10 protein-coding genes are annotated in these 15616 nt (G+C 63.4%); 8 read left to right on the top strand and 2 right to left on the bottom strand.

Annotated features, from left to right (window positions below):
- Positions 1-239: 239 nt before the first annotated feature.
- The 7 genes from ACPW74_RS04720 to ACPW74_RS04690 all read left to right on the top strand — a co-directional run bounded on the left by ACPW74_RS04720 (position 240) and on the right by ACPW74_RS04690 (position 9799).
- Positions 240-1886 (top strand): response regulator, encoded by a 1647-nt coding sequence (locus ACPW74_RS04720; protein WP_042014219.1) that lies wholly within the window; start codon positions 240-242, stop codon positions 1884-1886.
- A gap of 60 nt (positions 1887-1946) precedes the next feature.
- Positions 1947-2909 carry an ion channel gene (locus ACPW74_RS04715; RefSeq protein ID WP_029314056.1) on the top strand — a complete coding sequence of 321 codons (963 nt, stop codon included), beginning with the start codon at positions 1947-1949 and terminating at the stop codon, positions 2907-2909.
- Between the two features lie 252 nt (positions 2910-3161).
- Entirely contained in the window at positions 3162-3968 is an 807-nt protein-coding gene (gene xthA / locus ACPW74_RS04710; protein ID WP_102948690.1) for an exodeoxyribonuclease III, read from the top strand.
- Between the two features lie 183 nt (positions 3969-4151).
- Positions 4152-4595 (top strand): hypothetical protein, encoded by a 444-nt coding sequence (locus tag ACPW74_RS04705; protein WP_025327655.1) that lies wholly within the window; start codon positions 4152-4154, stop codon positions 4593-4595.
- A gap of 253 nt (positions 4596-4848) precedes the next feature.
- On the top strand, positions 4849-6366 hold the full coding sequence (locus tag ACPW74_RS04700) for an efflux RND transporter periplasmic adaptor subunit (protein ID WP_164882120.1): 1518 nt from the start codon (positions 4849-4851) through the stop codon (positions 6364-6366).
- Positions 6363-9401 carry an efflux RND transporter permease subunit gene (locus ACPW74_RS04695; protein ID WP_223930000.1) on the top strand — a complete coding sequence of 1013 codons (3039 nt, stop codon included), beginning with the start codon at positions 6363-6365 and terminating at the stop codon, positions 9399-9401. Before ACPW74_RS04700 ends, ACPW74_RS04695 begins: the two co-directional genes overlap by 4 nt.
- A 44-nt stretch (positions 9402-9445) precedes the next feature.
- Positions 9446-9799: a copper-binding protein gene (locus ACPW74_RS04690; RefSeq protein ID WP_102948692.1), complete on the top strand. Its 354-nt coding sequence runs from the start codon at positions 9446-9448 to the stop codon at positions 9797-9799.
- 74 nt (positions 9800-9873) lie between these two features.
- Here the strand turns inward: ACPW74_RS04690 and ACPW74_RS04685 are convergent, their stop codons facing one another.
- Together ACPW74_RS04685 and ACPW74_RS04680 are read right to left on the bottom strand one after the other, a co-directional pair.
- The gene (locus ACPW74_RS04685) at positions 9874-11568 is read right to left on the bottom strand and encodes a pyridoxal phosphate-dependent decarboxylase family protein (protein ID WP_102948693.1); all 1695 of its coding nucleotides are present in this window, start codon (positions 11566-11568) and stop codon (positions 9874-9876) included.
- Positions 11569-11744: 176 nt separating this feature from the next.
- Positions 11745-12758 (bottom strand): lipoate--protein ligase, encoded by a 1014-nt coding sequence (locus ACPW74_RS04680; RefSeq protein ID WP_102948694.1) that lies wholly within the window; start codon positions 12756-12758, stop codon positions 11745-11747.
- A 468-nt stretch (positions 12759-13226) separates the two neighbouring features.
- Between ACPW74_RS04680 and ACPW74_RS04675 the strand changes: the two genes are divergently transcribed.
- The gene (locus ACPW74_RS04675; RefSeq protein ID WP_223937812.1) at positions 13227-15614 is read left to right on the top strand and encodes a diguanylate cyclase domain-containing protein; all 2388 of its coding nucleotides are present in this window, start codon (positions 13227-13229) and stop codon (positions 15612-15614) included.
- Positions 15615-15616: the final 2 nt, after the last annotated feature.

The raw sequence follows: 15616 nt of genomic DNA, 5'->3' as shown, positions 1-15616 counted from the left end.
AGACGGGCACTCTGCCCTCTGCTGCCTCCCGCATGCTGACGCTCTTCAAGTCTAAAAACCGGGACAGCGCCTGCCAGTGCCAACTCGCCTTCCCTTGACCGGGATCAAAGGCAAGACACCCTTTTTTTCACCCAAGGTCTGCGGGAAAAACCGGGGCCCCTCCCCATGTGCAATTGCCTGCCTGCGGACTTTGGTGGCACACTTCTCCCACCAGCCCGTAGCGCCTTGATGCCAGACAGATGCAGACACCGGACTCCGTACCCGAGAAGAAACCCCAGCCCAAGCCCAAGCGCATCCTGCTGGTCAACGAACAGCGTTCCTTCCAGATGATGATGAAGGCGATGCTGATCAACATCGGCATCAACCGCATCACCTACACCAACTCCGCCGACGAGGCGCGCCGCCGCTGCCAGAAAGAGAGCTTCGACATCTATCTGCTCGACTATGAGCTGGGGGCGGGCGAGAACGGCCGCCAGTTGCTGGAAAGCCTGCGGGATCAGCAACTCATTCCGCCCCAGAGCGTGGTGATCATGGTCAGCAGCGACGGCTCCCGCGCCATGGTGCTGAGCGCGCTGGAAGCCGAGCCCGACGAATACCTGATGAAGCCCTTCTCCCAGGAGCAGTTCTCGTTTCGCCTCAAACGCGCCCTCGCCCGGCGCCAGGCGCTGGAGAGCGTCTTCAGCGCCCTCACCCGGGACGATCTGCCCGCCCTGGTGGAGGCCTGTGCCAAACAGGCGGACGCCGTGCCCCGCTTTGCCAACTTCTGCCGCTGCCTGCAGGCCGACACCCAGCTCAAGCTGGGCCAGGCCAAGGAGGCCCGCAGCCTGATGCGCCAGCTGCTGGCGGGGCAGGAGAACAGCTGGGCTCGCCTCACCCTGGGCAAGGCGTGCCATACCCTGGGTCTGCACGAGGAGGCGGTGAGCCACCTGCAAGCCACCCTGAAACACACCCCCCTGATGGTGGAGGCCTACCTCTGGCTCGCGGAGTCCCTGCTGGCGCTGGGCAATGACGAGCAGGCCCAGCAGGAGCTGCGCCGGGCGGTGGACATCTCTCCCCAGTCGGTGCAGCTCTCCCGCCGTCTGGCGGAGGTGTGCCTGCAACGGCACGACTACGCCCAGGCCAAGGACGTGCTGCTCGCCCTCATCGACTTGTCGCGCAACTCGATCCACCGCACGCCGCATTATCTAGGGGCCTATATCCAGACCCTCACTCTCTACGCCCTCAACAGCAACGACGGCTACCACATCGCCAACCTGCAAAAGCAGGTGAACTCCGCCCTGTCGCGCATCCGCGACTCCCTGATGATGTCGGAGTTCAACTACCCGGTGTTCGAGCAGATCTGCCAGGCCCGGGTGCGCATCGCCCTGGGAGAGCTGCTAAAGGGCAAAAAGATGCTCTATCGCGCCAACCAGAACTGGCTGGACGAGCCCGCCACCATGCCTCCGGCCCTCCTTGGCGAGACCATACTCGCCCTCTATCAGCTCGGGGAGTTCGAGTACGCCGAGAGCCTGCAATCCCTGCTGGCGGAGGATGAGGATCGGCTGCTCACCACCTGCATCCAGGTGACCCGGGATGACAAGACGGTGCAGGAGCGGCGCCAGCGCTATCAGCAGCTCAACGATCTGGGCATCAAGGCCTATCAGGCCGGGGAGCTGGAGCAGGCCCTCGGCCACTTTCGCGAGGCCCTGCGCCGGGCGCCCGCCAATACCGGCGCCGCCCTCAACAAGATCCAGGTGCTGCTGCAACTCATGCAGAAGAACCGCAAGAGCCCGGAGTTTGGCGCCGAGTGCAAGGAGACCCTGGAGGTGCTGGAGGGCATCCCCCTCAACCCCGCCCAGCAGGAACGTTTTCGCAAGCTGCGCCAGGAATATCATCAGCACAGCTGATATCCCCCCTCCTCCCCTCACCTATGCTGATACTGACTCAGGGAAGGGAGGGGCAACACCATGGCAATGTGCCGATACCTGGTGGCCGATGGCCGCCACTGCACCGAAGAGGCTGGGGATCATGATCTCTGCCGCTGGCACGACCCCGCTGCGGCCCACAACACCCCTGATACCGCCGAGGCGCTGGAGCGCTATGTGCGCCAGGGAGGCCTGTGCCACGGCCTGCAACTGGCCCGCGCCGAGCTGGCGGATCTCAACCTGGTGAACAGGCAGGGTCCGGAGGGATTCTTGCTGGAGCAGTGCAACCTCTATCGCGCCAACCTGCGGGGGGCCCATCTCTACGGCATTCGCATCAAGGGCGGCAGCCTGATGAAGGCCGATCTGAGCGAAGCGAACCTCCACTGCGCCACCCTCGACGACGTCAACCTACTCGGCATCCGCTGGAAGAACACCCGCCTCGACAACCTGGAGACGGGCAAGCGGCTGATGCAGGACAGAAAGGGGCGCCGCGAGCGGGACCCGGCACAGGCCCGCGTCTGGTTCAAGGAGGCGGAGGAGACCTACCGGGATCTGCGCAAGGCCTCGGAGGCCCAGGGCATCTTCACCATGTCCGGTCGCTACATCCAGCAGGAGCTCACCATGCGCCGCCTGCAGATGCCGTTCTGGTCCTACCGCCGCTTCGCCTCCTGGATAGTGGATCTCTTCTGCGGCTACGGCGAGGCCCCCATGCGGGTGGTGCTTTTTTCCCTGTTGCTCATCGTCATCTGCAGCATTTTTTACTTCTTCTGCGGCCTCAACTTCGCGGGCACCCACCTCATCTATCGCCCGGACGCCCCCCTGGAGCAGAACGCCATCTTCCTGATGGAGTGCCTCTACTACAGCGTGGTGACCTTCACCACGCTGGGGTATGGGGACTTCACCCCGGTGGGGTTGTCACGGATCTTCGCCGCCTTCGAAGCCTTTACCGGCAGCTTCACGCTGGCCCTGTTCGTGGTGGTGTTTGTCAAGAAGATGACCCGCTAGAAACCTGTCCACGATCCTGCTGGGAGGCTGCTTCCAAGGCTCATGTGCAGCTCGCTTGTGTATCGCCAGGCGCTCCCATGTATACATATGCGCTCAGGTTCCTCTGCTGCGCGTCACCTTGCTGACAGACTCTCGCGACAGATCGTGAACAGATTCCCGAGCCGCTGCGCCAGTCACAGCCCCCGAACTTGCATCCATCGCGGATTCCTAGTCCAATAAGCGACGAACAAAAACGACATGAGCACCCCGAACATGAAGATCATCTCTTTCAATATCAATGGCCTGCGCGCCCGTCTTCATCAGTTGCAAGCCCTTATCGACAAGCACCAGCCGGACGTGATCGGCCTGCAGGAGATCAAGGTGCACGACGAAGCCTTCCCGGTCGCGGACGTGGAGGCCATGGGCTACCACGTGGTCTTCCACGGCCAGAAGGGGCACTACGGGGTCGCCATCATGAGCAAGCAGGCTCCCATCGAGGTGCAAAAGGGCTTCCCCACCGATCCGGAAGATGCCCAGCGCCGCATGATCATGGCCAGCTTCAAGCGGGAAGACGGCTCCGTCATCAAAGTGATGAACGGCTACTTCCCCCAGGGGGAGAGCCAGGATCATGAGACCAAGTTCCCGGCCAAGCAGAAGTTCTATGAGGACCTGCAGCACTACCTCGAGACCCACCACACCCCGGACGACCAGATTGCGCTGATCGGGGATATGAACATCTCCCCCACGGATCTCGACATCGGCATCGGCGAGGCGAACCGCAAGCGCTGGCTGCGGGATGGCAAGTGCTCCTTCCTGCCCATCGAGCGGGAATGGATGGAGCGCCTGAAAGGCTTCGGGTTGACCGACACCTTCCGCGCCGCCAACCCCACCGAGTGCGAGCGCTTCTCCTGGTTCGACTACCGCTCCAGGGGCTTTGACGAGAACCGGGGCCTGCGCATCGACCTCATCATGGCCTCCGACGCCCTCAAGGACAAAGTGACCGAGACCGGCATCGACTACGAGCTGCGCGGCATCGACAAGCCCTCGGATCACGCTCCCATCTGGGCCTGCTTCGCCTGATCCCGGCGCCAGGCACCCCCTCGCAAAGAGAGCCAGCCCCCGCCCATGCGGGGGCTTTTTTGTTCACTACCCCCGCCCTTTCTTAATCCACATCAACTCTTTGGCTGACGGGTTTTGCCAAACCTTGACCTTCTCCTTTAGGCAAGGTTTACATTCGACTCATCCGTCACAGGGAAACCGCCCATGTTGTCATCGAGATTGCCCACAGTGCTCATCGCCCGGCTGTTGCTGGCGCTGCTGCTCGTCTGCAATCTCACCCTCTGCATCAGCTGGCATGGTGCGGCGGCAAGGGAAGAGGCGACTTCCTCCTCCCTCGCCATGACCAACACTATGCCCGCGGCCATGCAGGGGCTCTCCTGCCACGATGGCGGTGGCGGCAGCGCTGCCGCCGACCTCAATCAGGATGAGTGCCAGATGCACGGCGGCCTCACCTCGCCAATGGGTACCGGCCTGCCGCTGCTGGCGGCCCTGCTGACCCTGTTCGCCCTGCCGCTGTTGCTGCTGCCCCTCGGGACGGCAAGCGGCGCACTGGACAACTGGCTGCGCGACCCCTTGCTGCGTATCCGCGGCACCCACCCTCCCTCCTGGCCGCGCCGACACCTGATGTTGTCGGTGCTGCTCCACTAGAAAGCCCTTCTCTCGCGGCGGCGGCAAGCTTGCGCTTGCTCGTTTCCGGCCGCCTTGCCTGACCCTCCCTGCCAGCAACAGGGAGCCGAGCGCACGCTGACGTTTATCGCTGCGCCCCGTTTGCCGCCAGCCCCTGGGTGATGCCTTGCCCATCCGGCAGCCTGTACAAGAGAAGATGTATCATGTCACCAGCCAACTTTGTCGCCTTCGCGGGCGCCCTCTCCTCCTGCCCTGCCCGTGCCGGAGGCCAGTCATGAACAAGACAGTCCTGATGTCTGCCCTGCTGCTCGCCCTCGGCGCCGGTGGCGGCTACTGGGCCGCCAAACAGAGCACAGATGGCGCCAGTACCCAGGAGAAGACGCCGCTCTACTGGGTCAACCCCATGGATCCCCGCGACAAGCGCGACGGCCCCGCCAAGGACAACATGGGGATGGACTTCATCCCCGTCTATGAGGAGCAGAAAAACGGCTCGCCGGGCACCGTCACCATCAGCCCCGAGATCCAGCAGAACCTGGGGGTGCGGCTCGCCAAGGTGGAGCGGCTGCCCCTTCAACAGCAGGTCGAGACGGTGGGCTATGTCGGTTATGACGAAGACAGGCTGGAGGCCATCAACGCCCGCATGGCGGGCTGGATCCGCACCCTCGCCATCAAGAGCGAGGGGCAGCAGGTGAGCAAGGGAAGCCTGATTTACGAGCTCTACGCCCCGGATCTGGTCAATGCCCAGCACGAGTACCTGCTCGCCCTCAACACAGCCAACCCGCTGCTGCTGCGCGCCGCCGAGGGCAAGCTCAAGTCCCTGCAGGTGCCGGCAGATCAGATTGCGGCCCTCAAGCGCACCCGTCAGGTGCAGGAGACGGTGCGTATCTATGCCCCCAGCAGCGGCTATGTCTCCGAGCTGAAGGTGCGCGAAGGCCAGTATGTGGAGCCCACTGCGGCGCTCTTTAACATCAGCACCCTCAAGCAGGTGTGGGTCAGTGCCGAGGTGTTCGAGCGTCAAGCCGCCCAGCTGAAGGTGGGGGACCCGGTCACCATGACCCTCGACTATGCCCCCGGTCGCAGTTGGCAAGGTAAGGTGGATTACCTCTACCCGACACTGGATGCCGCTACTCGCACCCTCAAGGTGCGGCTGCGCTTCGCCAACCCAGACGAGTTTCTGAAACCCAATATGTTCGCCAAGGTGACCATTCAGGCGGACAAGGGAGAGCCGCAATTGGTGGTGCCGAGCGAAGCGGTGATCCGCACCGGCAGTCAGGATCGGCTGGTGCTGGCACTGGGGGATGGCAGCTTCAAATCGGTAGCCGTCACTCTGGGCCCCCAGTTTGGCGACAAGGTGGCCATCAAGGCTGGGGTAGAGGCTGGGGATAACATCGTCAGCTCGGCCCAGTTCCTGCTCGACTCGGAATCGGCCATCGATTCCGACTTTCAGCGCATGACGGCGGTACGCCCCGCCCAGGTGTGGACCCAGGGTGAGGTTGAAAGCATCGATCTGGCCAACCGCACCCTGATGGTCTCCCACCAGCCCATCCCCGAGTGGCAGTGGCCCGCCATGGAGATGGAGTTCACCGTGGCCGATGGGGTCGATATGAGCAAGCTCACCGAAGGGCAGACCCTGCATCTGCAAGTGATGCAGGAGGGGGATGAGTACCGCATCACCACCATCCATCAGGAGCAAGCGCCGGCCAACGGCGATGCCACCAAGCCTGCTGCGGATGAGATGGAGAAGATGGAAGGCATGGACCATAGCCAGCACGATATGGGAGCCAAATCATGATCCCGTCGATTATTCGCTGGTCCATCGGCAACCGCTTTCTGGTGCTGCTATTGACCCTCATGCTCACCGCCTGGGGGCTCTGGTCGGTCAAGCAAACCCCGGTGGATGCCCTGCCGGACCTCTCCGATGTGCAGGTGATCATCAAGACCTCCTACCCGGGCCAAGCGCCGCAGGTGGTGGAGGATCAGGTGACCTACCCGCTCACCACCGCCATGCTGGCGGTGCCGGGCGCCACCACGGTGCGCGGCTACTCCTTCTTCGGCGACTCCTTCGTCTACGTGCTGTTTGACGACGACACCGACCTCTACTGGGCCCGAGCCCGGGTGCTGGAGTACCTGAGCCAGGTGGCCCCCAACCTGCCCGCCTCCGCCCGCCCCCAGCTCGGCCCCGATGCCACCGGGGTGGGCTGGGTCTACCAGTACGCCCTGGTGGACAGAACCGGCAAGCATGACCTGAGCCAGCTCACCTCGCTGCAGAACTGGTTCCTTAAATACGAGTTGCAGACGGTGGAGGGGGTCTCCGAGGTCGCCACCGTGGGCGGCATGGTGCGTCAGTATCAGGTGCGGGTCGACCCGGACAAGCTGCGCGCCTACGGCATTCCGCTCTCCCTTATCGAGACCGCCATCAAACAGGGCAATCAGGAGACCGGCGCCTCCGTCATCGAGATGGCGGAAGCGGAGTACATGGTGCGCTCCAACGGCTATCTGAAAAGCGTGGAGGATCTGAAGCAGATCCCGCTCGGCACCAATGTGCGCGGCGCCCCCCTGCTGCTGGGGGATGTGGCGGATGTGGTCACCGGCCCCCAGAGCCGACGCGGCCTGGCCGAGCTCAACGGCGAAGGGGAAGTGGTGGGCGGCATCATCGTCATGCGCTATGGCGAGAATGCCCAGCACACCATAGACGGGGTCAAGGCGCGGCTGGCGGAGCTCAAATCCAGCCTGCCGGAGGGGGTGGAGATCGTCACCGTCTACGATCGATCCGATCTTATCCAGCGCGCCATCGACAACCTCTCCGGCAAGCTGGTGGAAGAGTTCGCCGTGGTGGTGCTGGTCTGCCTCGCCTTCCTGTTCCACCTGCGCTCGTCCCTGGTGGTGGTCATCTCCTTGCCCATCGCCATCCTGACCGCCTTCATCGTCATGCACCTGCAGGGGATCAACGCCAACATCATGTCGCTGGGGGGCATCGCCATCGCCATCGGCGCCATGGTGGACGGTGCCATCGTGATGATCGAGAACGTCCACAAACACATGGAGCGGGAGGCGCTCACCGACAAGAACCGCTGGCGCATCATCACCGAGGCGAGCATTGAGGTGGGGCCCGCCATCTTCTTCTCCCTGCTGATCATCACCATCAGCTTCCTGCCGGTGTTCGCGCTGGAGGCGCAGGAGGGGCGGATGTTCCACCCCCTCGCCTACACCAAGACCTACGCCATGGCCGCAGCGGCCGGGCTCGCCATCACGCTGGTGCCGGTGATCATGGGTTACTTTATCCGTGGCAAGGTGCTGGCGGAGCAGGCCAACCCGCTCAACCGCTGGCTAAGCCAGGGCTATGTGCCGCTGCTGAAAGCCGTCTTGGCCCGTCCGAAAACCACTCTGGCCATCGCCGCCGTGGTGACGGTGGCGGGCTTCTGGCCGCTCAAGTACCTGGGCTCCGAGTTCATACCGCCGCTCGATGAGGGGGACATCATGTATATGCCCACCACCGCGGCCAATATCTCGGTGGGCAAGGCGCGGGAGATTTTACAGCAGACCGACAAGCTCATTCGCACCGTGCCCGAGGTGCAGAACGTGTTCGGCAAGGCGGGGCGCGCCGAATCGGCCACCGACCCCGCCGACCTGGTGATGATGGAGACCAGCATCCAGCTCAAGCCCCGAGATCAGTGGCGTCCCGGCATGACCCCGGAGAAGCTGAAAGAGGAGCTGGATTCCCTCATCCGCTTCCCCGGCCTCACCAACGCCTGGGTCCCCCCCATCAAGACCCGCATCGATATGCTGGCCACCGGCATCAAGACCCCGGTGGGCATCAAGATTGCGGGGCCCGATCTCAAGGTGATCCAGCAGCTCGGCCAGCAGCTGGAACAGATCATCGGCAAGGTTGAGGGCGCCTCATCGGTCTACGCCGAGCGGGTAGCGGGCGGCCGCTATGTGAAGGTGGACATCGACCGGCTGAAAGCGGCCCGTTACGGCCTCAATATCGCTGACGTGCAGGCGGTGCTCGCCACCGCGGTGGGCGGCATGGAGGTGGGTCAGACCATCGAGGGGCGCGAGCGTTACCCCATCAACCTGCGCTATCCCCAAAGCTATCGCGATTCGGTGGCGAGCCTCGAGCTGCTGCCGCTGGTCACCCCGAGCGGTGCGCGCATCGCCCTGGCGGACGTGGCGCGGGTCTACATCAGCGACGAGGCGCCCATGCTGCGCAGTGAAAACGCGCGCCTCAACGGCTGGGTCTACGTCGATATTCGCGGCCGCGATATCGGCTCCTTCGTCGATGAGGCCAAGGCCGAGGTGGACAAACAGCTGGTGCTGCCGGCGGGCTACGCCCTCACCTGGTCCGGGCAGTACGAGTACATGGAGCGGGCCAAGGCACGCCTCGCCTACGTGGTGCCATTGACCGTCGCCATCATCGTGCTGCTGCTCTATCTGGCGTTTCGCCGCTTCCAGGAGGTGCTGCTCATTCTCACCACCTTGCCGCTGGCGGTGGAGACCGGCGTCCTGATGCTGGTCTACCTCAACCACGCCTGGGATGACCTCGTGGCCTGCGGCAAGCCGGACCAGGCGGGCCTGCACCGGGCGGTGATCCACGGCGCCGCCCTGCGCCTGCGCCCCAAGATGATGACGGTGGTGACCATCATCGCGGGCCTGTTGCCCATCATGTGGAGCCACGGCACCGGCTCCGAGGTGATGCAGCGCATCGCCGCCCCCATGATTGGCGGCATGGTGAGCGCGCTGGTGCTGACCCTCTTGGTGCTGCCTGCCGCCTATTACCTCTGGCGCAGCCGCAGCCTTGGCAAGACCGAAACCCGGCAAGCCGATTGACCCGACTTCACCACCGATTTTGAATAAACGACGAGGAAAAGATCATGAATTACAAGACTTTGACCCTGACATTGCTGCTCGGCCTTGCCACCCACACCAGCCTGCAGGCTGCCGAGATGATGAACCATGCCGGCCACGACATGGGCCAGATGAGCCAGATGGAAGGCATGAACGAGATGGCGATGACCCAGGGGGTCATCAGCCGCATCGACGCGGCCAACGGCAAGGTCGGCATCAAGCACGAGGCCATCGCGAACCTCAAGATGCCGGCGATGACCATGGTGTTTCGGGTGGCCGATCCCGCACTGCTCAAGGATCTGAAAGTGGGGGATGCGGTGCGCTTTCACGCCGAAAACCCGGCCGGCAAGCTCACCGTGACCGCCATCCAGAAACGGTAACCACTGCCTTGAGCCATAAAAACGGCGGGATTATCCCGCCGTTTTTATTTATGACATCACAAGATGTGGCTCTGTCAGCCGCGAATATGCGCGATAAAGGCGTCGATCTGTTCGCGGCCGCAGGCCGGGTTCATGAAGACCGCCTTCTCCCCGGCGATGTAGGAGTACTTGCCACGAGCGTCATAGTCGGAGTGAGCGATGGCCTCCACCCAGTTGGTGTAGAGCCCCACCTTGCCGCGCCCGGTAAGCAGGCTGCGGTGGTAGTCGGTGTTGCGCTGCAAGCGCGCCTTGTAGGCCGCATCCGGGCTGCGCGCCAGCTCGAAGGCGAACTCGGCCTCGGGGTCCTGCACCCACTCGGGGTTGTAGATCTTGAAGCCCACGCTCGGCCCCTGGTTCTCCTGGGCCACCAGCTTGACGTTGCCGAGCTGGCTTAACCGGAAGCGGAAGTAGTTGGCGTTTTGCAGGCAGTGGGCCAGCACGGTGCGATACCCCTCCACCCCCAGGTAGTTGAGCGCCGCATAGGCACCAAACAGGCCGCTCGCCCCGCGGGAGCACTCGATGGTGGACTGCAGGTGGGTCTGGCCCTGAATGTCCCGCTCAAAGTAGGAGAAGTTCTCCGGGTCGTTCTCCATCGCCTTGAGGTCGTCCTGCTCCTTGATCATCACCAGGCTGGAGGTGTAGGGCACATAACCCCACTTCTGGAAGTCGACGGTGAAGGAGTCGGCGTATTTGAGCTCGGCGAAGCGGCTCACGTTGCGCTCGATCCCCGCCAAGGTGGCGCTGTTGATGGCCAGCGGGTTGGCGGCAAAGTCGTAATCCAGGAAGAAGATCATCGACCAGCCGATGGCGGCGTCGACGTGGATGTGGGGCCTGACCGCCACCTCGAAGCGCTCGCAGAGGCGATCCCGCAGGTCCACCACGGGTTTCACCTGGTCCACTCCGAAGGTGTCGGTGGTGCCCATGGTCAGCATGATAGTGGGCACCACGTGCTTGAGAGCGAAGCAGGCGGTCAGGGTGCGCTCGAGGTGGTCGAGATCGATGTCGTTGTTCTCGCCAACCTGGATGCGGATGGTCTTGTTCTCGATGTCGACCCCGAGCAGGGAGAGGTTGGTGATGTTGGAGTAGTGACCGCCCTGGGAGTTGATGATGCGGTAATCCTGATAGTGGCCGAGCCCCTTGTGCTTGGCCTGTGGCAGGCTCTTGCGGATGCCGAGCAGGTAGCCGTAGAGGTTACAGAAGGTCCCCCCCTGGGTGAAGATGCCGGTGGCGCGGGCCGGGTCGTAACCCGCCAGCAGCGCTATCTGGCGCACCACCTTCTTCTCCAGCTCCTCGGCCACCCCGGCGTATTCGGAGTAGACCAGGTTAGGGTTGGCCAATATGCCCATCTGGGCGCCATAGATGGCGGGATCCGCCGACATGGTGATGACGTTCTCGACGCTGGAGGGGTTCTCCCAATCCTTTGACAGGGCGCCGGCAAACAGCAGCTCCGCCATGGGCTCCCCCGGCGTGCGCATGGTGGCCGGCACCGGCATGGTTTCGCAGAGATCGGCGAGACGGGCGCGGCCATCGGGCCAGGCATTGAGCCGCGCAGCCGGCGCCAGTCCACGGGCGCGAAACTCGTTGAGGGTGGCAAAGCCGGGCTCGCGAAAGACCGGCCAGAGGTCGGGGTTGCGTGAGAAAAAGTGGGCTTTGGCGGTGGCAAAACGGCGGGCGAATTCGGGGGAGACGGCGTTGACGCCCTCATCTTTCAGATAGACCAAGTGATTCATTTTTATACCATTGATACTGCTGAGGTGCGGTTTTTATACTCCAGTGACACCTCTATCAACAGAGACAATAACTAATGGTCTGCCCTACTTTTTGTCATGTTGGCGCCCTGACGGGCGCCGCGCCCCCTCTTCCCTCTTTTCCCCTGTTCATCTTGTGATCCTGGTCATGGGCAAGGTCAGCGCAGGGCGGTCAGCAGCCATGCCGAAAACCCTTCCAGCTCGGGGTTGGCCGAAAACGTCGCCCGCCACTGACGCAGCAACTCGTCGATGGCCTCGGGACGATAGGCCACCCCGGGCAGGCGTGCGGCCAGGTCATCCAGGGGCGCAGGGTCCAGGGTGTCACTGAAGATCTGTGCCCGCCCTATCACCCCCTTCTCCACATCGAAATGCAGCTCGACCCCGCCCCAGGGGAAGCGCTCCTCCAGCAGGTGACTGAAGGCGGGAGCATGGCCGAAGTTCCACTCCCAGCTGCGTTGGCGGGCAAAGCTCTCGGCAAAGCCGGGCAGGTCGGGCATCCGCTCGGGGGATATATGCTCGGGCTGCACCACCTCACCGTGATGGGCAAAGAAGGCGTCGCACAGGGCCTGCACCACCTGCTCATGACCCAGGCCAGGCAACAGCTCGCCAAGGTTCGCCACCCTGCTTCTCACCGAGCTGATACCCTTGGCCGCCAGCTTCTTGGGGTCGGGATTGAGGTAGTGGGCGAGGCGACCAAGATCGGCGTCCAGCAGCAGGGTACCGTGGTGAAAGCCGCGATCATGGGTCTCCCGGTAGGCCGAACCCGACACCTTGCGATCCCCGTCCGGGGTCGCCACCAGCAGGTCGTTGCGCCCGGAGGCAAAAGCGCTCACGCCGAGTCTGGCGAGGGCATCGATGACGATGGTGGTGGAGACGCTCTTGTCATAACCGGGCTTGCCCGCCATGAAGGTGAAACAGCTGTTGCCAAGGTCGTGGAACACGGCGCCGCCCCCGCTGCTGCGCCGGGCCAGGGTCACCCCGTCCTCTTCCATGCGGCGGGTGTTGCACTCCTTCCAGGGGTTCTGGGCCCGGCCTATCACCACCGTATTGTCGTTGCGCCACAGGAACAGCACCCGCTGGGCCGGGTCCATCTGGCGAAAGATGCACTCCTCCACCGCGAGGTTGAACAGGGGATCGTGGGAGTCGGAGAGCAGCAGGCGCAAGGAAGACATGACAGGACCTTCTCGGAAAACAGGAAACGGATGACTACCATACCACCCTGAACGGAGGAAGGCGTCCCCCGACCGCCACAGGTCGACACCCGATAGGGGCAAGAGCATCAACTTCTGATACGACAGGAGAAGACAAGCGGGAATTGCCGAAAACACGCAGTTTATCATTAACAGGCGAGAAGAGAGGCGGCAGCCACCCCTCCTGGAATGACACCTTATGCCCTTGCCACCGGGTCGGTGACGGGTTAACAAGGTTTCAAAACGAGCCGTGACGCCCATTGGCGTGATGAATGACACAAAAATGACTTTTACTGCCTCCCGCGCCCCATCTTATTGGGGCTTGCTCCCCTTGCGAATAACAGGAAATTGTTTGACTCTAGCCAGAAGAGCACCTCCCGAGAGAACAGCGGTATGACGGAGTCCGATGCATCTCGCCAGCCTGTACGCTGGCTTCTGCCCTTCTGGGTGATGATTGCCACCCTGACCACGGCTCCCCTCAGGGCGGATGAGCGCGTCATCCTGCAACTTCCCTGGCAGCACCAGTTCCAGTTTGCCGGTTACTACGCCGCCATCGCCAAGGGGTTCTACCGGGAGGCCGGCCTGCAAGTCACCCTGCGGGAGGCGGGGCCGGGCACCGACGTCATCAATGAAGTCACCACGGGTCGCGCCCAGTTCGGCATCCGCGGCAGCGATCTGCTGCTGGCCCGGGCAGCAGGTCGCCCTGTGGTGGTGCTCGCCGCCATGTTGCAGCACTCCCCCCTGATGCTCATCACCCTGGAGCGGCCGGATATCCAGACCCCGGGCGATCTGGCCAACAAGCGGCTGATGCTCGAACCCGGCTCCAACGAGCTGCTCACCTACCTGCATCGCTACACCCGCAGCCGGCAGTGGGATACCCTGCCCTACGAGAGGGGGGTACAGGCACTGCTGAGGGGCCAGGCGGACGCCATCAGCGCCTACAGCACAACCGAGCCCTTCACCCTGCAGCAACAGGGCATTCCCTACCGGGTGTTCAGTCCCCGCGACATCGGGTACGACTTCTACGGAGACAACCTCTTCACCTCGGAGAGTGAGGTCATCAACCAGCAGGAACGGGTCCAGCGCTTCTTGCAGGCCAGCCTCAAGGGGTGGCGCTATGCCATGGATCATCCCGAGGAGATGATCAACCTGATCCTGGAGCACTACCCCAGCGGGGCCGGGCGCGAGGCGCTCGCCTTCGAGGCCCGTGAAACCCGGGCCCTGATGCAGCCCGACATCATCGAGCCCGGCTACATGCAGCAGGATCGCTGGCAGCAGATCGCACGCACCTACCAGGAGGCCGGGATGATCAAGGCGGTGCCCAACCTCACCCCCTTCCTCTACAACAGTTCCCAGGCGAGCCTTCGCCAACAGCGCCAACTGCTCGACAGGAGCGTGGCCATCGCCATGCTGATCTCTTTCTCCCTGCTGGCCCTACTCGGCGTCTTCCTGCACCTCTATCTGCGTCTGCGGGAAGAGGCCAGTGACCGACAGCGGCTCACCCGGGAACTGGCCCAGCGCGAGCAGCACTACCGTTTCGTGGCGGAGAACAGCGGCGACGTGATCTGGACCATGGACACCGGCAGCCTGCGTTTTCGTTACATCAGCCCCGCCATCGCGTCCCTGAGCGGCTATGAGCCCGCCGAACTCTTTGCCCTCTCCCTGCGCCAGCTGCTCCCCGATGAGTCCTGGAAACAGCTTCGCGACGGCATCACCACCTCCCTCGAGGCCTGGCAACGGGGGGATCATGGGCAGACCCGGTGCGTCATCCACTCCCAGCTGCGCCACAAGCAGGGTCATCTGGTGGCCATCGAGACGGTCACTACCTTGCATGGCAGCGCCAGCACAAGACCGGACGCCATTTTGGGGGTGACCCGGGATGTCACCGAACGTTCGGCCCGGGAGGAGATGATGCGCCGCCTCGCCTTCTATGACCCCCTCACCGGCCTGGCCAACCGCCGCCTGCTGCAACAGCGGCTCAAGGAGACCCTGGAGCAGGCTCCCCAGCAGCCCCTGGCCCTGGTCTTCATCGATCTCGACCACTTCAAGCCCATCAATGACACCTTCGGCCACGAAACCGGCGACCTGCTGCTCAAGCTGGTGGCCGAGCGCATGGGGGAGTGCGTCAGGGAAGAAGATCTGGTGGCACGCCTTGGGGGGGACGAATTCGTGATCATGCTGCCCGATACGGATGCCTCGGCCCTCGCGGTCGCCGACAAGCTGCACCACTGCCTGCATCACCCCTTCCAGCTTGAGCAGCAGGCGCTGCGCATCTCCGGCAGCATAGGGGTCGCCCTCTATCCGGATCACGGCACCGACCCCAAGACCCTGATGCACCACGCCGATAAGGCCATGTATCAAGCCAAGCACCATGGCCGGGGCAGGGTCTGCCTGTTTTCCACCGGGCAGGATCCCCTCCCCGGCACCCTGCAATGGCAGCCTGCCCACGCATGCGGCCACCCCCGTATCGATGCGGACCACCGCCAGCTCTACCTGCTGGCCAACCGCTTGCTCGAGCACATGCAGGATCCCGGCATCCATCCCGATGCCTTGCTGGCAGACATGGCGCAGATATTCGAGATGGCGCGCCAGCACTTCCTCCTCGAAGAGCTGGTCCTCGTGCAATATGGCTATGAGGAGCTGGCGGCCCATCGCCAGGAGCACCAGCATCTGCTGAAAAAAGCCGGTCAGCTGATGGTGGCCGCACAGGCGGGCACCCTTGGCAACGACGCCCTGCTCAACTTCATCATCCAGGAGCTGGTCGTGGGTCACATGAGCCAGGCGGATCGCCGTTATTTCCCCCTGATGAAAACCTGCGATGCCCGCGAGGCGGTGTGATG

This window comes from Aeromonas sp. INTO2, from assembly GCF_049860605.1.
GTDB lineage: Bacteria > Pseudomonadota > Gammaproteobacteria > Enterobacterales > Aeromonadaceae > Aeromonas > Aeromonas caviae.
This window is presented reverse-complemented; position numbering and strand designations above follow the sequence as displayed.